Origin of the sequence: Pantoea vagans, from assembly GCF_004792415.1 — a bacterium.
Lineage (GTDB): Bacteria > Pseudomonadota > Gammaproteobacteria > Enterobacterales > Enterobacteriaceae > Pantoea > Pantoea vagans.
Map to the genome: position 1 here is coordinate 118525 of NZ_CP038855.1, position 18034 is coordinate 136558.

The following is an 18034-nucleotide window of genomic DNA, read 5'->3' on the forward strand; positions in this document are numbered from 1 at the left end:
TAAGAGTGGATTAAAAAGGCAGGCAATCCTCCTTTGCTTAATGAGTCAGAGATAAGTGTAATCCCGGAATGCATGTTGAATACAAATATGTCACTGCTCCGGTTATTCATTTGTCGGGTGCTCGCGGATTTTTTATGAGGTTTTACTTCCTGATGCCGTCGTCAGGTGTTCTTTTCAGAAAACGTTATCTCTGCCAGCAGTGAATGATAAGTAAACTGACAGGCTATCCTGGGTTCCATACCCGCGGCAAATTCAGTAACGGATACCAGCTGACACCACACTGGCCCTGTGACCTTAAGCTATGGACACGTATACTGATAATCCCTGGTTTAACACTCTCTGGCTGTCTTAAACGCTAAGCCTTACTGGCTTCGTCTGAATTATAGGATGGCTCATTTTAAATGGCAGTATGCTGACTTTAATGTCAGCCTGATCATTCGTTCTCATTATGCTTTGTAAGTAGATTAATTGTTAATTCCCTTGGGCCAGGTTAATGCGCTAACAGCGGCAAGTAACTTGTCAATGTGCTGCTTTTTGTAATATATTCCCACGCCAATTAAGGGCTGTCAGCTTCCCGTTCAGTATATTAATGGTTCGGGGCGATAGTTGAAAATAACATTGCCATCTTAACTCTGAAAGTGCGGGTATAACACGCTGCGCTGTCAGGTTTGAGCATTATTTAATTGCGGTACTTGTTGTGTCGGGGATAGGGAAATGAAAGCGCCCGGAAATATTATTAATACCTTTATTCGTAAAAATATGCGCGTTTTTACGATGGTTGCCCTGTTTTCATCGGTCATAAATTTGCTGATGCTCTCGCCCTCGCTTTACATGTTGCAGGTCTACGACAGAGCGCTCACTTCGGGAAACATCACAACGCTGCTGATGCTGACATTACTGGTGCTGTTCATGTTCAGTGTCATGTCATTAATGGATTATGCGCGAAGCATGGTAGTGATCCGGTTAGGCAATCAGTTTGATCAGGCGATATCCCCCGCGCTCTATACGGCCGCCTGCGAAAGTCATCTTCATCAAAAAAGCCTGAACGCTGGTCAGGAGATCGGTGATTTAACGACCGTACGGCAGTTTGTGACCGGCACGGCGCTGTTTGCGCTGTTCGATGCAGTCTGGTTTCCGGTTTATATCGGCGTCATTTTTCTTTTCAATCCCTGGCTCGGTTGTTTCTCTCTGATGGGCGCTCTGTTATTGCTTGGGCTGGCGGTGATCAACGAGAAGATTACCCGGCAGTGGCTCAGCGAGGCGGGGAGCCTGGCCATGTTCTCTCATCATCAGGCCAGCAACACACTGCAGCGCGCTGATGTATTACGGGCGCTGGGAATGATCGATAACGTCAGGGCGCGCTGGTCACGGCTGCATCAACAATTTTTGCAGCGTCAGAGCGCTGCCAGTGAACGGGCTGCCCTGATGTCCGCCATCACTAAATCTGCTCGTATGGCGCTTCAGTCGCTGATGCTTGGCCTTGGCTGCTGGCTGGCAATAAGAGGCGATATATCACCCGGTAGGATGATCGCGGGTTCCATATTGCTGGGAAGAGCGCTGTCGCCTGTTGAACAGCTTATCGGTATCGCGCGCAGCTACCGGACAGCGCGTCAGGCGTGGCAACGTATCAATTGCCTGCTTACCGATTTTCCCGCGCCGGAAGCTGGCCTTACTCTGCCACCCGCTAAAGGGCTGCTGACCGTGGATAACCTGGTGCTATTTTCCCCGGATAACCGACAGAAGCCATTACTGAAAAACATCAGCCTGCAGGTTAATCCCGGCGAGGTTCTGGGCATTATGGGAGCCAGCGCTTCAGGTAAATCCTCACTGGCTAAGGTGCTGTGCGGCATCTGGCCCGCTTCAAAAGGTGATGTCCGACTGGATGGTGCAGATATTTACCACTGGACACGACAGACTACCGGGCCAGCTATCGGCTATCTTCCGCAGGATACTGCTCTTTTCAGCGGCACCATTGCGGAAAACATTGGGCACTTTGGCGACGTTGATGCGGAAAAGGTGGTCGCCGCGGCTGAGATGGCGGGTATTCACGGGATGATCCTGCGGATGTCTGGCGGCTACAACACCCTGATTGGTGAACAGGGCTCCACGCTGTCTGGAGGGCAGAAGCAGCGCATCGGACTCGCACGCGCACTGTATAGCAATCCGGCTTTGCTGGTGCTTGATGAGCCAAACGCCAGCCTTGATGACGTTGGTGAGCAGGCGTTGCAGCAGACGATTCATCATCTCCGGCAACAGAAAAAAAGTGTGGTCATTATCTCGCATCGTCCCAGGATTTTGCCGCTGACGACACATCTTCTGCTGCTTGAAGAAGGCAACTGCCGTGTCTTTGGCCCGACGGCTCAGGTGTTAAAGGAGATATCGCGCCAGGCCGCCCCGGGTAAACAAACGACTGTACGCCAGGACGGTGTGAATGATGCCAAATAATCGTGATCTGACCGCGCCGGATATGAATGTCCGCCCTTTTCTGCGTCTGGGCTTGATTGTGCTGCTGGCTGGGCTGGGCAGTTTTCTGCTCTGGTCGGCATTCGCCCCGCTGGAAAAAGGCGTGATCTCAGCCGGAACGGTGATGGTTGATGGTTACCGGAAGGTCATTCAGTCACCTTCTGAGGGTGTGGTGGCAAAGATAGCGGTGAAGGAGGGACAGCAGGTCATGAAAGGCGACACCCTGGTGCTGCTGAGCCAGCGGAGCCAGCTGGCCTTACTTGAGGCTGCCCGCCAGCGTTATCTTGCTGCGCTCATCAGCGAACGGCGATTACAGGCGGAGCTGGCAGGCAACACCAGCGTGACGCCGCCAGAAAGTCTGTCTGACGCAGAGAACGCCGGGGAAGAGCTGAGTCTGACGTTGCTCCGGCAAAATCAGCTGCTTCAGGCCCGACAGCAGGCGTTGCAACAGGCTCAGGAAAATGACACACGAACCATTGCCGGACTCATCCGCCAGCGCGAATCACTGCTTTCAGTCAGCCAGAGTAAACAAAAAAGCCTGTCCCTGCTTAGACGCCAGTTAACCGATCTCAGGCCGTTGATGCAGGAAGGCTATTATCCCCGTAATCGTTACCTTGATGCTGAACGGCAGCTGGCCTCGCTGAGCGCAGAGAACGGTGAAATGCGAAGTCGTATTGTTGATCTGGACAACCAGATCGGGCAGTTACAGCGAACGGTGCAGCAGCGTCTGGTGGATAACCGCAAGGATATCGAAACGCAGCTTGACGCATTGCGCCTGCAAATCAGCGAAAGTAAAAAGCAACTGACGCTTTCCGAGGTTGATTTAGCTCTGACCCGCATCACAGCACCACAGGATGGTGTGGTGATGAATCTGGCACTGGTTAATGAAGAGGCGGTAGTCCGCGCCGGAGAACAGCTCATGGAGGTTGTTCCGCAAACGCCAGCTCTGATTGTTGAGTCGCGGCTTGATGTTGCCATGATCGACCGGGTAAGCGCGGGTATGCCTGTCACATTGATGTTTACCGCACTGAATCAGCAGCAGACGCCCAAAATTCCGGGTGCTGTGACGCTGGTATCTGCCGATCGTCAGACCGATCCCTCAACCCGTCAGCCCTACTACAAGATACAGGTTGCTGTTACTCCACAGGGCATGGCGATGCTGAAAAATAAAGAGATAAAACCGGGTATGCCCGTGGAGGTCTTTATCCGGGATGGTGAGCGTTCACTGCTGAACTATCTGTTAAAACCGATTGTGGATCGTGCATCGCGGTCATTCACGGAGGAGTAACCATGCTATCAGGACGATTAACGGCGGTGCTGTGTGGTCTGATTTTACTGCTGCCGCTACCCGCCGGTGCGTTAACACTGGCGCAGGCATGGTTTATGGCACTGGATAACGATCCTGTCTATCTTGCCGCCGTCAAAGAACAGCTGGCGGGTGAAGAATATATTCCGATAGGGCGAGCCGGCTTGTTACCTAAAGTCAGTGTGAGTTATCAGCGGGCGCCACGTAACTGGCAAAGACAGCAGTACAGTCAGAGAACGGCTTCAGGGGAAAAGACTGACATTATTCAGCATCAGCAATATGACAGCTATTCAGGCTCTGTAATGCTGACTCAGCCACTTTTTGACTATGAAGCGTATGCACGATATCGCATTGGCATTATGCAAAAACTGCAATCAGATCAACATTATCGAAGCAGCCTGATGGATCTTCAGAATCGTCTGGTGAATGCCTGGCTGGAACTGACTGAGGCACAGCAGAAGCTCAGGCTTGCTACTCTGCACATGAACGCTCTGGAAGCGCAAAAGACGTTGACTCAGCGGCAATTTGAAGCAGGAGAGATGTCGATCACCGACATTACTGAAACGAAATCGGCACTGAATATGGCCACGTCAGATGTTTTAGATGCACGTGACACGCTCGACTCAGCAATTATCGCGCTATCTGCTATTACCGGCACAACCCTTTCTGATACAGATGCACTGCCGACCCTGACGGATAACGCGTTAAAGCTGCCACTGGCCTCAAAAGATTATCGATACTGGGAAAAGAAAGCCACTGCACATAATCCTGACATTCTGGCTGCAGGGCATAATGTTGAATTAAAGCATTATGAAGTCGAAAGTAGCCGCGCAGGCGCTTACCCCCGGGTGCAGCTCTATGCCATGCACTCTGAAAACGATTCCGGTAATGATAATACAGTAAATCAGAAATACCGTACTCAGAGCGTTGGCCTGCGTGTAAGTATGGATATCTTTTCTGGTGGCGGTGTTTCAGCGTCAACGCGACAGGCCGCCGCCAGATATGAACAGGCTCAATATCTGCATGATGCACAACGCCTGAAAACCTTCAGTGAAATAAAAAAGTCGTTGAATACATGTCTGCATGGGCCTGAACGGATTAACGCCTATCGCTCAGCGGTAGAATCAGCAAAGCTAAATATTATATCAACCCGGAAAAGCATTCTGGCAGGTCAGCGTATGACAGTGGATATGTTAAACGCGGAACAGGATTTTTATAAAACCGAAGTTGAGCTTACTGCAGTTAAACATGCCGTCATTAAGGCATGGTTCAGTTTGCTCGCGCAGGCTGGTGAGATAAACAATGACAACTTCTTGTTACTTGATTCCTATTTCTCCAGGTAAATTGTTAATGTAATAAAAGGAAGATATTATGCCGGTTTTTGATTATCAGGGTGAAAAAAATACTCAGCTGATTACGGATGCCCTGAATATTGAAAGTATAAATTTTGGGGCCGCGACCTACGCTGACTATACTTACAGTGAAGTGGACGGCTGGAAGATTCTGGATGGTTCAGTACTTAACTATGATGGCTGTGCTAATCCTTACGGCGCCTTCTACGGAGAGTCATTGTTGTTTGGAGGCGCGGAATGCAATGTGCTGGGAAAATATGATGCACAGGGAAACCTGGTTAATATCGGTGTGAGTTTCTGGGGGACAGGTACTTATGCTAATGCGTCGTTAATTGAATCTGTAGTCAATTCCGGACTCGATATTGTCAACGATCTCTCCGCGGCTTTGTTTGGCAGATTTGCTGATGACTATGTCATGAATGCGTATAAAAACCTGATGAGTTCCGTTGCTGCATTCGCCACATCCAATGGCCTGACGGGAAGTGACGTTATTGTTAGCGGACATAGCCTGGGTGGTCTGGCAGTCAACAGTCTTGCTACCTTGTCCGCAGAGGGAGAGTGGGATGGATTTTTCCAGGATTCCAGCTATGTTGCTTTTGCATCTCCAACGCAAAATCAACTTAACGACAATGTACTGAATATTGGGTATGAAAACGATCCTGTTTTCCGGGTTCTTAACGGCGATAAGCTGAGCGTAGACAGTTTATTCAATCATGACACTCCACTGGAAACCTGTACTAATAACATTGTGACGTTTAACGACTATTATGCAGGCCTGACAAATAGCTGGGATCTCTTTTCCATTCTGAATCTCTCTTCATGGGCAGGACATTCGGGGCCCGGCTATACCGATGGTGTTTTGCGTATAATGAACTCAGAGATTTATGATTTGACCCATCAGAACTCCAACATAATTGTCTCTAATCTCTCTGAGTCATACCGGGCTACCACCTGGGTTTCAGATCTCAATAAATCTGTCACTCACACGGGCTCAACATTTATTGTTGGTACCGAAACTAATGACTTACTGCAGGGTGGACAAGGCAATGATTATCTCTGCGGCGGAGCCGGCGACGACAGCTTTAAAGATCACAACGGTTACAATGTAATTTACGGCGGTTCAGGAACGAATACTTACGTGACTGAATGTAATGTTTCTGATTTTAACTTCAGCCATGATGCAGATGGTAATCTGTTCTTCAAATTCTCAACGGGTGATGTCACTCGTGCAGAGGATATTCAGTATGTCAATGCTGACTATACCCTGTTTAGTTTCCTGGGTATTGATTTTAACTCAAATCAGACATGGTCAGTCACTGATAATGGGCTGGAGAATGGCAATAATATCGTGAGTTACGCAGACAGCTATTACGCAGACAGCGTGAACAATTTTACCATTTCTACAGCGAGCAACGACAGCTGGTTCTATTCCGGTGCCAATGATAGTGATATCAGTGTCATGGGGAATAACAACAACATCGTTTCTGGTTACGGTAATGACATTATTAATCTTAGCGGTAATGACAATACGCTCATGTTCTACGGTGATTTTGGAAATGATATCGTCTATAACCTCACCAGCAGCGATAGCCTGATATTCATGGCTAATCAGTTCATTGCTGAAAACGACAACTATCTGAACCACCTCTCCTTTGACGGTGATAGCGCCTTGCTGACATATGGTGATAGCAGCGTCACGCTGGTTGGCGTCAGTGCAGACACACTTTCAGAAATGCATATTGCGGTAGCATAAGAAAACCCCGCAGCGAAGGCTGCGGGGTTTTTTATCGGTCATGCGTAACGCGTCAGATTATTGTGGCTGGCTGACCGTTTCTGGCATAGCTGAAGAGTGATGGGTTGAGATTTTCCAGCCCTTGCCATCCCAGACGTAAGTGAAGGTATAACGTGCAGTGACGTGCGTATTATCTTTAAAGGTAAAGGTATAGACGCCGGCATCAATCGCTTTATTACAGCCAATCCGGATGGTGCGGGAATCAATTTTACCGCTAGGACCTTTTTTCAGGAAGTCTTTGAAATAGTCAATACGTTCCTGGTCTGTCAGGCGAACATGGTTTGAAATAGTAGGCAGCAGCACGGCATCGCTGACATATAATTCAGAGACTTTAGTGGCATCGCCGGTTGCCAGCGTATTATTCCAGGTATCAAACAGGCTGGCTACATCCTGCTCAGACGCTTTGACACAGGTAACCGGCTGTTGTGCCAGTGTAATAGCCGGCGCGCAGGAAAGACCTAAAAGACACAGCGATAATAAACTTTTCTTCATGAAAAAATCCTCTTTTTACCCTGATGAATGCCGGTGTGACTTCAGACGCCGGCATAAAAATGCGCATAATTAGTGAGTTCTCAATGATCCCAATATCATCTGATTCATTATTAATCTGCTTCGGTCAGTAAATTAACTGTCCATCTTATTTTGATTAAAAGCGGATAAAAGGGTGTCATTGCTACTCATATTCAGGAATGCAGGATAGCGGTTTGTCTTTGCTGGGTGATATTTAAATCTTTAAAATATTGATATTTAGTTTTTTGTTCTGATATATTCGTTCAGAACGCCTTTTGGTAGAGGGAATGAGAGGTTATCTGTTCGTGACAATAAAGACAATGGTGGGAGAATCTCCTCAACTTACAGGCTGGCAATAAATAATGTTCATTCACTGCCGGAACGTGAATGTCATTTGGGATCTTTTCTGGTTTATTTCAGGCGAGCTTCGTGTTTGATCATGCATAAACTATTAATGCGCGTCTTATCAATTCAATTCACTATTGTCATTATTTAAATGAGTCATTTTATTAAGCTGAAGTTGAGAAGCTTTATTCAGACGTCTGGTTCAAATCTCATGCTCTGCACAGCCTGAGCCCTTGAGCTATCGCAACCGGTAATGCGTGGTGATGATGACTCCCTGCCCCACCCGATTCTGCACCAGACCGGTCGGCAAAGATCTTGCCGAAAGGCTATGGATTTATAACTTCGTATAATTGTTCTTATACGAAGTCATGACACAGGAAAGTTGGCGGGTTATGATAATGGGCAGCAAAGATGATGCTGCAAAGTGGCAACGCTACGTAAATTCTGACCGGTAATCCCCCTGCTGAGTTCTCAGAATTCACGTAGCGCGATCATCGCGTTTTCTGATTAATAAGCGAGCAAAGATGAGTGAGATAGTGCCGTTAACCCGTCTGACGGTGACCCGGAACAGTGATATCACCGAACGGCTCAGACAGTTCGTCCAGGACAAAGAGGCCTTTTCCCCCAATACCTGGCGACAGCTGCTTAGCGTCATGCGAATCTGCAATCAGTGGTCAGAAGATAACCAGCGTACATTTCTGCCGATGAGCGCAGAGGATTTGCGTGACTATCTCTCTTTTCTGGCTGAAAGCGGACGGGCTTCTTCGACCGTCACGTCCCATGCAGCGTTGATTTCGATGTTACACCGTAACGCCGGGTTGCCTGTGCCGAATGTTTCTCCGCTGGTTTTCCGTACCATGAAGAAGATTAACCGGGTTGCCGTTGTGAATGGCGAGCGTGCAGGCCAGGCCGTGCCCTTCAGGCTGACAGACCTGATGGTGCTGGATAAACAGTGGTCTGGTTCTGGTAATCTCCAGGTGCTTCGTGATCTGGCTTTTTTGCATGTCGCCTATGCAACGCTACTGCGTATCAGTGAACTGTCACGGTTGCGGGTGCGTGATGTGATGCGTGCCGGTGATGGTCGTATCATTCTGGATGTGGCGTGGACAAAAACGATTGTGCAGACCGGCGGATTGATCAAAGCGCTCAGCGCTCATTCAACCCGGCGACTTGAAGAGTGGATTGAGGCGTCCGGCCTTTCCGGTCAGCCTGATGCCCGGCTGTTCAATGCCGTACACCGCTCAGGGCGGGTACTGATTACAGAAAAACCAATGAGTACCCGGGCACTGGAACAGATTTTTAATCGTGCCTGGCGAACGGCTGGAAAAGGCAGCGCAATAAAGGCCAACAAGAATCGCTATACCGGCTGGAGTGGCCACAGTGCCAGGGTGGGCGCAGCTCAGGATATGGCTGATAAAGGCTATCCTGTCGCCCGGATCATGCAGGAAGGGACCTGGAAAAAACCGGAGACACTGATGCGTTATATCCGTCATGTGGATGCGCATAAAGGCGCTATGGTGGAGTTCATGGAACAATATGCTGAACCCGATATTCCCGGCTGATGGCTTCATCAAGCGCGAGTGTGGTCGGTTTTCAGGCCAGAGTTATCCACAGAAAAAGTGGACAGCCTGTGTGTAAGCCGGTACGGATTATCGCTGATGTAAGTCTGTGTCGGGTGCAGGCGGCTGATTTCATTGCTTTCTTGGTGCTGCCATACCACCGGCTGCGAATCTGTCTCTCTGACACAGCAGCTGCCAGTTTAAAAGGAAGGGCCGAAACGCGCGGTGTGCCTGGCGATGTTAACCAATGTCTTTCACTGATGTTTCTGATTTATCACTGTCAGCAACAGGCCGTCGCGTGACTATCCGCTGCGGCGCTGATAAATCAGCATCGCAACGGATACCATTGGTGCTTATCGTTACTGCGCGAAGCCTTTCTGTTTATCACAGCTTCCGTGGCAGCCGCGACAACCCCTCTTTTCCTCGGTGAGCATAACCGGTATTGCCTGCACCCTGTTTCCCACTTTACGCAGTGTCAGCAGGATGATTCCATTCAGCAACAGAACGCTTATCAGGCAGACTGCACTGAATGCTGGATGCTCATTAAACGTGACGATCTGATAAAAGAGTGTCGCCATGGTATAGGCGATATTAAGCCCCCAGAAGAATGAGAACATCATCCATTTTTTCCCGGCCTCTCGCGCGATCGCACCCATGACTGAGACACAGGGAACGTAGAGCAGGACAAAGATTAAGTAGCTGTAAGCGGCAAAGCCGCTGCCAAATTTGGCTGACATCACGCCCATCGAACCGGATGCCATCTCACCATCGCCTTTGCTGGCATCGATGGGATGGGCCAGCGCATCAATTCTGAATGCAGCCGTCAGGCCCGCCCAGGTCTCCGTCAGCGCCTCTTTCAATTCGTCCGCCAGGCTGAAAGCCTGCGGATCAAACACACTGCTCTGAATCGCCTCCGTGGTGTAAAGGCTGTTAAGCGTACCAACCACGACCTCTTTTGCCATAATGCCGCTCACCAGCCCCACTGTCGCCTGCCAGTTATCCTGCGTCACTCCAATTGGCAGAAGCACAGGCGTGATAGCTTTACTGGTTGCCGCCAGCGCAGAGTGGTTTATGTCATCAACCAGCTGGCCATTGAATGCAAAGCTGCTCAGCACACCAATCAGCATACTTACCAGGATGATGACCTGACCGGCACGCACCACAAACATTTTCAACCGTTGCCAGGTCTGCAGCAGCAGGCTTTTAAGATGAGGCCGGTGATAGACCGGCAACTCCATGATAAACGGCGAAGCTTCGCCACCCAGCAGGGTATGCTTGAGCACCAGTCCGGTCGCAATCGCCACTACAATGCCCAGCAGATAGAGGGAGAATACCAGGCTGGAACTGTGAGCATCGAAGAATGCCGCGGCGAATACCGCAAAGATTGCCAGCCGCGCGCCGCAGGACATAAAAGGCGCTATCAGAACTGTAAGCAGACGCTCACGTGGCGTGTCCAGCGTCCTTGTACCCATCACCGCCGGCACATTACAGCCAAAGCCGACAATCAGGGGTACAAAAGATTTTCCCGGCAGGCCCAGTGACTGCATCAGCCGATCCATCACAAAGGCGGCGCGCGCCATATAACCTGAATCCTCAAGGAAAGAGAGGAACAGGAACATCAGGCCAATCTGTGGAATGATTGGCAGTACGGTATTAATGCCGGCGCCGAGACCCTGCGCCAGAAACACCGTCAGCCAGGCCGGGAAGTGACAGACATATCCCAGCCATTGTGCGCCGTGAATGAATATCGCCACCGAACTGCCGTCGAACAGCGGCTGAAGTGCGGCTCCAATATTAATTGAGAGCACGAACATTACATACATCACTGCCAGTAATATCGGAATGCCCAGCCAGCGGTCCAGCACAATGTTATCAATCTGGCGGGTAAGACTGGCCGGGATGGCCTGATGAATGTTACTGACGGCTGCGCAGACCGCGTTAATGGCACGATAGCGATAATCGGCAATCTGTACACCCGTATCGCCACCCGCCCGCTGCATAATCTCAGGCAGGTATGGAAGCAGTTCCGGGCAAAGTTTCTGGCTGTTGATATCGCCTTCAAGCAACTGCAATGCCAGCCAGTATCTTTTCTGCGGAGCCAGCGTCGCGGACATCTGCAGGCTGAGCTGCTCAATCGCAGTTTCAATCGCGGCGGGATATTGCACCCTTTCCGGAGCGCGATAAATATGCGGCTGGTCAATCAGTGCTTTTAGCTGAGCGATACCGTCGCCTTTGGTTGAGGTCAGTGAAACCACCGGACATCCCAGGCGGGCTGACAGCGCTGCGGCATCAATAGTGATGTTCTGACTTGCGGCAATATCCTGCATGTTCAGGGCGACAACACAGGGTACCCCGAGCTCAAGCAGCTGAAAGGTCAGGAACAGGTTACTTTCCAGACTGGAGGCATCAACGACGTTAATCACCACATCGGCGTGATCCTGATAGAGATACTGACAGGCGATGCTCTCATCAATCGAGCTTTCAGCGGATAGCGTAGTCAGAGAGCGAGTGCCAGGCAGGTCGATGAGCCGGACGTCAGACTGTGCAGTAAAGAACTGGCCCTCTTTACGTTCAACCGTGACGCCAGCCCAGTTACCGACCCGCTGGCGGGCACCGGTCAGCTGATTAAACAGCGTGGTTTTGCCGGTATTGGGGTTACCAATCAATCCGATGGTAATCTTTTTCATCAGACGATTTCCTCCAGAATGATGTCGGCCAGATCACGCTGTCGCACCGCCAGGCTGACACGGCGGGTACGAATATGAACCGGATCGCTCATAGGTGCCACGCGAATAACCTCCACCACAGCCCCAGGCAGCATGCCCATTGTCAGTAATTTCTGCCGCCAGGCGGAATTTACCGATGGCTGATAACCAAGAATCCGGTAAGTGCTACCCATGTTAATTGCCATACGACGCTCTGCCTCTGATAAAGAAGCTATGATTTTATAAATGATAAGCGTTTCGATTCTTGATCTGGGATCGCACAGGCAGGGGAAAACCGCAGTTATGGTCAACAGCAACTCAACAGGTCATTAAATCGTGGATGACATACAGGGGCTCAGTAAAGAAAGGTAGGCTGAATGCCTCCGTCGCCCCTTTTTGTCAGGTGATTATGAGATGGTCACAAATGTGGCTTCATAATGTCACCGCTCTCGAAAAATGACTTCGTGGTCTGACACCTTGCCTGCTCGCAGGATACAATCGCTGATTAAAAGAAAGCAGCTCAGCAGAAAAGATGTCTTCCGCATGCCCGGTTGGAATAGCCTTGCAGCAGAGGCTATTAGGCTAAAACAAATACTCAGAACCAGGCATGACGTTAAGCACCGCTGTGCAGCTATATAGCGAAAATCGCTTTAAATGCTATAGAAATAAATTCATTTTTTTACCCGAGATATTACTATCTTAAAGTCATATGATAATGATAATTTTCCATCACGCTATCTGCACGCGCAGGAATATATTGTTAGAATTACCGCAGTTTCATTACTATAACTTAACGTATTACAAGGAGTTGAAATGCGTCAATTAAATGCAGCAGAATTGAATGCAGTTAGCGGTGCTGATATTGGTTACTCTGATCTTCTGGGAATGTGGAATGATGCTGGCCTGAACTCTCAGGGTTACTTTGACTATAATCGGGCTGCCAAAGATATTAATGCCAAAGGTTTTGCCAGCGCTACAGAGAACAAGGACTGGAATAACTCATCCATTGGAGAAGCCGGCTGGATGATTAACGGTGCGGGCGAAAAAATTACCTGGTTCAACAACGGTGTCTTAATGGCGTTCAAAATTGGCTGATTTTTACGCGGACTACGCGGTCAATTGACTAACGTTAACCGCAAAAGATAAAGGTTTCTGAGGCAGACTTGCTTCGGAAACCTTTCTAACTCTGACCTTCACTTCTTACTTTCCAGGTTTGCATAGTAGTAATATTCCCCTCCGGGTTACGCTTAATACTCTCTGAATCATCTATATCGAACAGCAGGTAATGTAGTTGCACTGTGTGAGCAATATTCGTTTCTGAAGCATGAGCATTACCTGTAAATAAAAATATCCCCTCCTGTATTGCGTAAAGCACATTTTTTAACAACACAGTGAAATTAATCAGTCATTGCTTAGTTACATCATTCATCTGTGTTGAATAACAACTACGGCCCTTCGGGCCGTGCGGGGCGGCTTGTCAATGAGCACTCGGATTTTCAGAACGGCTCGGTTAGATTTGGCCAAAAACCTGCACATTTTACAGGGAGGTCCCCAGTTCAGCTATTCACGCGCAAGTGTGTTGTAACTAATTTATATCTGTTTCAGGACTGATTCAGCACCATCATTTTACGTTGTGAATGCACTGCCTCATCCGGTGTTAAGCCTTGAATTTTTATCATCGCTATCTTGCCAGACAGGCTCCGTGAATATTTATCGCTAACCTTAGAATATCCATCAGGATACGTACCAATAAAAAATGGCAGTGGCCCGGCTTCAGGTCACTGCCATTTCAGTGGTAAATACTGGTTACTTCAGAACACGGACAGTTTTCACATCAATTTCAACACTGTTCCAGTCTTTATCGACTTCACCTTCGATACGGACTTTATCTGTCGGTGACAGAGATTGGCCCATCCAGCGCTTGTCGTCGATATCGACGTAAATCGTTCCGGTGGCATCTTTAAATTCATAAAGTTCATGACCTACCTGTCTGATAATATTACCTTCCAGAACAACCCATGCATCATCCCGCAATGTTTTAGCCTGGGTCACTGAAGCGACACCCGGTGTCGGGCCTTTAAAACCGCCCTGTGAAGAACCCTGCCCTGCCGGAGCAACAAATCCCTCCTGCGCAGAAACGCCCAGACTCATACCTGCTAATAACACCGCCAACATAATCTTTTTCATATTTTTATCTCCGTTAAATTTCAAGGGTAATTTACATCGCAGATCTTAACGGGATCTTAAGAAGTTTTCTTGTCTGCACGTGTTTTGAAAATGTCATCAGTGATGACGCACGCACTATAAACACATCAAATAACAATCAAAGTAGAATGTATGTTAATAACCAAAAAAGCATAACAATAAAGTAAATCCCAATCATTGAAAATCACCTCATTAACACTCCTTGCAATATGGCAATGCCAATAATTAAAATCCACCTATTTCCGCACAAACTACTTAGCTTACCTGCATGTTGATAGTTATTATTTTCTGGCATAGATATATCCCAGTATTAAATTATTCTGTATCGCAGCTTTGCTCATGAAATATTTTGTATTATTTATAACCACTCGATTGAGTGGTTTTTTTTATGTCTGATATCAGCTGGTTAACTTAAACCTGTAACGCTGACTATACATACCCCGATTGCAGGAAGGGACTTTCTGGCGCAACGGAGATCGGGAATGGCAACAGGTACTGACTGCTCATCTGAACAAGCAGCTAACTGTTTTTTATAGCATTGCGACACTTATAAAAATGGTGTTGTGACTAATAACAAACAGGCAGAGATCATCAAAACGTTTTCAGGCTCACATAGTGAGCCTGAAAATAGTCGGGTATTAGTTCAGTCTCTGAGCATCTGCCTCAGCTTCTTTTAAATCCATTTTTGCAGATTCAAGCTTCAGCTTCTTCTCTTCTACCTTTGTCGTTTTTTTCCTGATTTTATCACTACGCCCATCGGCTTTGGCTTCAGCCAGTTCCTGCTGTGCTTCCTGAAGCTCAAGTTCCGCTTTTTTGACTTTCATCTCACGTTTACTGACATCATGAGAGGCACGTGTCGCCTGACGCTCATCAGTACAATAAGTTTCAATTTTTTCACGAGCAATATTGAGCCTTGCGATTTCTGAACTATTTCCCTGATTTTTAGCCATTTCTATTTTAGCTGAAATATCTGCCAGTTGATCTTTGCAGGAATCAGTTGCAGCGAATGTGGTTAATGGTGAAGAAACAAAAATCAAAGCGATAACTGTTTTTTTCATAGCCATATTAACTCCTTGTTGAATTACACTAGTCAGAATGATATTGCCGGCTCAATATAGCTAAAAGAAAAAAAGCCACAACATAAAATTTGAAACATTAAATTATCATGTCATTAAGGAGCTATTGTTAATTTCTTGCTTAGCACTTAATAACACCCTTCATGCATATCACTTCTGAAAACAGAAAGGTGCAATGAGTTTTTTATATACCTTATTTTTTAAACAATGCGTAATTGTTAACCCTCTTCTGAACATCCTGTGAAAATGATCCAGATCATTTTTTTACGCATTCTGCGCGGGACTCCCTGATTGTTATCATATCGTTTAACAAACACAGCGAATAATGCCGCATCTTCTTAAAGAACAACGACTGGAAAGTAAAATGACCTCTTTCAATCATGGCAGAAAATTCGCCTTCGCTTTTGTGATGATGGCTGCAGTTATGTCCATTTCCGCCTGCTCTGGCAATTATGTCATCTCGACCAATGACGGCCACATGATAACGACGCAGGGTAAACCCGTCAGAGATAAAGAAACCGGCATGCTCTCCTATAAAGATGCGGACGGAAACATACATCAGTTGCAGCAGCGCGATGTTAAAGAAATGGTGCAAAAGTAAATACTTTTAAGCAACGACACTGATTAATTTCCTGAAAATCTCCTGATGTGGAAGAAATAAGTAATGAAAATTTCCTTAATTAGCCTCGGCTTACTGCTGTGTGTCTCTTCATCTGCAATGGCCATTGGCCTGAATGCTGAACAGGGTAAAAACACCTCTGCGCTGGATGCTGAAATTGGCCGTTCATCCGGCGGACTCTATCTGGACAGCCAGTGGATCAAAAATACGGCAGATGGTGTGCAGATTGGTCAGGCCGGTACCGGCTATAACCTGGAAATCGGTCCGGTGATGCTGACCGCTGGCGTGAAAGCGACTTACATTGGTGGCAAAAAAGGGGATAACGGCGTCGCATTTCCTGTCGGCGGCGGTGTGAAACTCAATCTGCCTGACGATTTTGCGATTTATGGTGAAGGGTATTCCGCGCCGGAACAGCTGACCAACAGCGTTAAGAATTTTGTGGAAGCAAATGCTGGCGTCAGCTGGTCACCTCTGGGTCCGCTGGTCTTAAAAGTGGGCTACCGTTACGCGGGTGTCGACGGTAAAGACGGACGTCCGGGTCATACGCTGATCGATGGTCCTTACATTGGTGGCGGTCTGACATTTTAATGTCAGATAAACATTTCTTTTTTGCCGGTGGGGAAGCCCGTTCAGATAACCAGACTGGCTTCCTTACTGAACAACTTGCCTGAACGCTGGCGGATATCGCAGAGAAACAGATGATGAAACCTCTAATGCTGATGTTGTTCACACTTTGTCTGACCGGATGCGTGCAATACAAATGGGTCAAACCCGATGCATCTGAACAGCAGGAAACCGTAGCGGAAACAGCCTGTCAGGCTCAGGCGCTGCGGGATTTACCGCCTGATAATATCGTCAGTGGCAAATACACCTCGAAAGACAGTAAATATAAAACGACCGATACCGACTACTCAACCAGTGACGCCAATGAAAGTCAGCGCGAGATACTGGTGAAAGATTGTATGTTTAAAAAAGGCTGGCAACAGATTGAGGTTCAGCAATAGCGGTCTATGAGGTCAGGTCAAAACCTGGCCTTTTCCTGTGAGTTTTACTTGTTCCGCTCAGCGTTAATTTCTGCATCATCTTTATGCTGCGCAGAACGCTGACGCCGGCAACGTTCTGAGCAATACAAAACCTCATTCCAGCACTTCTCCCACTTTTTACGCCATGACATCGGTTTGTTACAGGTTTTACAGTAACGAACCGGTAATGACTTTTTATTACCTTTAAACACTTCAGACCTCTGCAGAAGTAATCATCGCGCTGACGTTAACGCATCTGTTGTTAAGTGTAGCTTAGCCTGCAATTATTCCCCCCCACGTTTGCATTAGCGACATGTACACCGTGTTCAGATCAGGTGATGCTGATGCCTGACCTTACCCGCCCCCCAAACGGATTTATAGTGCGAATTTATCATTAGCAACTATTTAAACTTGCGTTGCTCTGTAATCTCAGAATGAGCCCTGCGTAAGTGAGAATCCACAGGGTTAATTACACCAGGCAACAGTCCAGCGCCGTTCATACCTGCACTCGTCAATGCCGGTAATTCATTACTCTTTTCATCTATACGTTACGCGGTGGACTTGAAATGAGAAGAGGTTGCCAAACCACTCATCAAGCTGGCCGGGATTGTGCAACTAAACGCTGGGTTTAATGCACCTTAAGCAATAATCCTGGAGAAAAATGGCATTCAGACTTGAATCCACAGTATGTCATGGGCTTATTAGCTGCAGACGCTGATTGAACAAAGGGTAATTATTACCGTAAATAATCAGTTTAACGGCAGCGGGCAGGCGATGATTCTGCTTAACCCGTATCCAGCTGTGTGAGTGCACAGCACATTTCATGCATATTTAAACCAACCGGCAGACAATTTTGCAGCGCTGTTATGCGTTATGTTACGTTCCTGAAAACAGAGGCTGTATAAATAAACTAAATTATTATCATGAACTTACCACTATGATGCTGAATCAGCTTTTCTGACAATAAATTAGCGAAATAATTCATAGCAGGATCTTTACAGCAAAATTATGCACAGCATCATTGCTCCAGGCGGTAACGGTGTGTGAGCTTTGCAGCTGACGTTATCCTCTTTCTCAGGA

The 18034-nt window shown here is 47.7% G+C and carries 15 protein-coding genes; 9 read left to right on the top strand and 6 right to left on the bottom strand.

What is annotated here, in order from left to right; translation table 11 throughout:
- Positions 1-714 precede the first annotated feature (714 nt).
- The 4 genes from EGO56_RS21995 to EGO56_RS22010 are packed head-to-tail and all read left to right on the top strand — an operon-like array spanning position 715 to position 6874.
- Positions 715-2445, top strand: coding sequence for a type I secretion system permease/ATPase (locus tag EGO56_RS21995; RefSeq protein ID WP_135911137.1), 1731 nt, complete (start codon positions 715-717; stop codon positions 2443-2445).
- Positions 2432-3751: an HlyD family type I secretion periplasmic adaptor subunit gene (locus EGO56_RS22000; protein ID WP_238349053.1), complete on the top strand. Its 1320-nt coding sequence runs from the start codon at positions 2432-2434 to the stop codon at positions 3749-3751. The genes EGO56_RS21995 and EGO56_RS22000 overlap by 14 nt, the downstream gene beginning before the upstream one ends.
- A 2-nt stretch (positions 3752-3753) precedes the next feature.
- Entirely contained in the window at positions 3754-5112 is a 1359-nt protein-coding gene (locus EGO56_RS22005) for a TolC family outer membrane protein (RefSeq protein WP_135911138.1), read from the top strand.
- A gap of 28 nt (positions 5113-5140) precedes the next feature.
- On the top strand, positions 5141-6874 hold the full coding sequence (locus EGO56_RS22010) for a polyurethane esterase (RefSeq protein ID WP_135911139.1): 1734 nt from the start codon (positions 5141-5143) through the stop codon (positions 6872-6874).
- A 57-nt stretch (positions 6875-6931) separates the two neighbouring features.
- Here EGO56_RS22010 and EGO56_RS22015 read toward each other — a convergent pair whose 3' ends face one another.
- Positions 6932-7405: an SgcJ/EcaC family oxidoreductase gene (locus tag EGO56_RS22015; protein ID WP_135911140.1), complete on the bottom strand. Its 474-nt coding sequence runs from the start codon at positions 7403-7405 to the stop codon at positions 6932-6934.
- A gap of 887 nt (positions 7406-8292) precedes the next feature.
- On the opposite strand from EGO56_RS22015, the gene EGO56_RS22020 reads away from it, so the two are divergent.
- On the top strand, positions 8293-9330 hold the full coding sequence (locus EGO56_RS22020; RefSeq protein ID WP_135911141.1) for a tyrosine-type recombinase/integrase: 1038 nt from the start codon (positions 8293-8295) through the stop codon (positions 9328-9330).
- A gap of 356 nt (positions 9331-9686) precedes the next feature.
- On the opposite strand, the gene feoB is transcribed toward EGO56_RS22020, so the two are convergent.
- Complete coding sequence (gene feoB / locus EGO56_RS22025; RefSeq protein ID WP_135911142.1) at positions 9687-12014, bottom strand: Fe(2+) transporter permease subunit FeoB; 2328 nt, start codon at positions 12012-12014, stop codon at positions 9687-9689.
- On the bottom strand, positions 12014-12238 hold the full coding sequence (locus EGO56_RS22030) for a FeoA domain-containing protein (protein ID WP_135911143.1): 225 nt from the start codon (positions 12236-12238) through the stop codon (positions 12014-12016). Before EGO56_RS22030 ends, feoB begins: the two co-directional genes overlap by 1 nt.
- Positions 12239-12845: 607 nt before the next feature.
- Here EGO56_RS22030 and EGO56_RS22035 point away from each other — a divergent pair.
- Positions 12846-13127, top strand: a complete 282-nt coding sequence (locus EGO56_RS22035) for a hypothetical protein (RefSeq protein WP_135911144.1) — start codon at positions 12846-12848, stop codon at positions 13125-13127.
- Positions 13128-13838: 711 nt separating this feature from the next.
- Here EGO56_RS22035 and EGO56_RS22040 read toward each other — a convergent pair.
- Entirely contained in the window at positions 13839-14219 is a 381-nt protein-coding gene (locus tag EGO56_RS22040; RefSeq protein ID WP_135911145.1) for a YgiW/YdeI family stress tolerance OB fold protein, read from the bottom strand.
- Positions 14220-14875: 656 nt separating this feature from the next.
- Positions 14876-15301, bottom strand: a complete 426-nt coding sequence (locus EGO56_RS22045; RefSeq protein WP_135911146.1) for a DUF1090 family protein — start codon at positions 15299-15301, stop codon at positions 14876-14878.
- Between the two features lie 376 nt (positions 15302-15677).
- Here EGO56_RS22045 and EGO56_RS22050 point away from each other — a divergent pair, with 376 nt between their 5' ends.
- The 3 genes from EGO56_RS22050 (at position 15678) to EGO56_RS22060 (ending at position 16936) form a co-directional block, all read left to right on the top strand.
- The gene (locus EGO56_RS22050) at positions 15678-15914 is read left to right on the top strand and encodes a YgdI/YgdR family lipoprotein (protein ID WP_081939994.1); all 237 of its coding nucleotides are present in this window, start codon (positions 15678-15680) and stop codon (positions 15912-15914) included.
- A 63-nt stretch (positions 15915-15977) separates the two neighbouring features.
- A complete protein-coding gene (locus EGO56_RS22055; protein ID WP_135911147.1) occupies positions 15978-16520 on the top strand; it encodes a YfaZ family outer membrane protein in 543 nt (180 codons plus the stop codon).
- A gap of 110 nt (positions 16521-16630) precedes the next feature.
- Positions 16631-16936 carry a hypothetical protein gene (locus tag EGO56_RS22060; RefSeq protein WP_033735082.1) on the top strand — a complete coding sequence of 102 codons (306 nt, stop codon included), beginning with the start codon at positions 16631-16633 and terminating at the stop codon, positions 16934-16936.
- A gap of 44 nt (positions 16937-16980) precedes the next feature.
- Here the strand turns inward: EGO56_RS22060 and EGO56_RS22065 are convergent, their stop codons facing one another.
- Positions 16981-17166 (bottom strand): DUF2256 domain-containing protein, encoded by a 186-nt coding sequence (locus EGO56_RS22065; RefSeq protein WP_135911148.1) that lies wholly within the window; start codon positions 17164-17166, stop codon positions 16981-16983.
- Between the last annotated feature and the right edge of the window lie 868 nt (positions 17167-18034).

Coding starts and splice junctions, on each gene's coding strand:
- EGO56_RS21995 (WP_135911137.1), top strand. CDS start 715: ATGAAAGCGCCCGGAAATATTATTAATACCTTTATTCGTAAAAATATG.
- EGO56_RS22000 (WP_238349053.1), top strand. CDS start 2,432: ATGATGCCAAATAATCGTGATCTGACCGCGCCGGATATGAATGTCCGC.
- EGO56_RS22005 (WP_135911138.1), top strand. CDS start 3,754: ATGCTATCAGGACGATTAACGGCGGTGCTGTGTGGTCTGATTTTACTG.
- EGO56_RS22010 (WP_135911139.1), top strand. CDS start 5,141: ATGCCGGTTTTTGATTATCAGGGTGAAAAAAATACTCAGCTGATTACG.
- EGO56_RS22015 (WP_135911140.1), bottom strand. CDS start 7,405: ATGAAGAAAAGTTTATTATCGCTGTGTCTTTTAGGTCTTTCCTGCGCG.
- EGO56_RS22020 (WP_135911141.1), top strand. CDS start 8,293: ATGAGTGAGATAGTGCCGTTAACCCGTCTGACGGTGACCCGGAACAGT.
- feoB (WP_135911142.1), bottom strand. CDS start 12,014: ATGAAAAAGATTACCATCGGATTGATTGGTAACCCCAATACCGGCAAA.
- EGO56_RS22030 (WP_135911143.1), bottom strand. CDS start 12,238: ATGGCAATTAACATGGGTAGCACTTACCGGATTCTTGGTTATCAGCCA.
- EGO56_RS22035 (WP_135911144.1), top strand. CDS start 12,846: ATGCGTCAATTAAATGCAGCAGAATTGAATGCAGTTAGCGGTGCTGAT.
- EGO56_RS22040 (WP_135911145.1), bottom strand. CDS start 14,219: ATGAAAAAGATTATGTTGGCGGTGTTATTAGCAGGTATGAGTCTGGGC.
- EGO56_RS22045 (WP_135911146.1), bottom strand. CDS start 15,301: ATGGCTATGAAAAAAACAGTTATCGCTTTGATTTTTGTTTCTTCACCA.
- EGO56_RS22050 (WP_081939994.1), top strand. CDS start 15,678: ATGACCTCTTTCAATCATGGCAGAAAATTCGCCTTCGCTTTTGTGATG.
- EGO56_RS22055 (WP_135911147.1), top strand. CDS start 15,978: ATGAAAATTTCCTTAATTAGCCTCGGCTTACTGCTGTGTGTCTCTTCA.
- EGO56_RS22060 (WP_033735082.1), top strand. CDS start 16,631: ATGATGAAACCTCTAATGCTGATGTTGTTCACACTTTGTCTGACCGGA.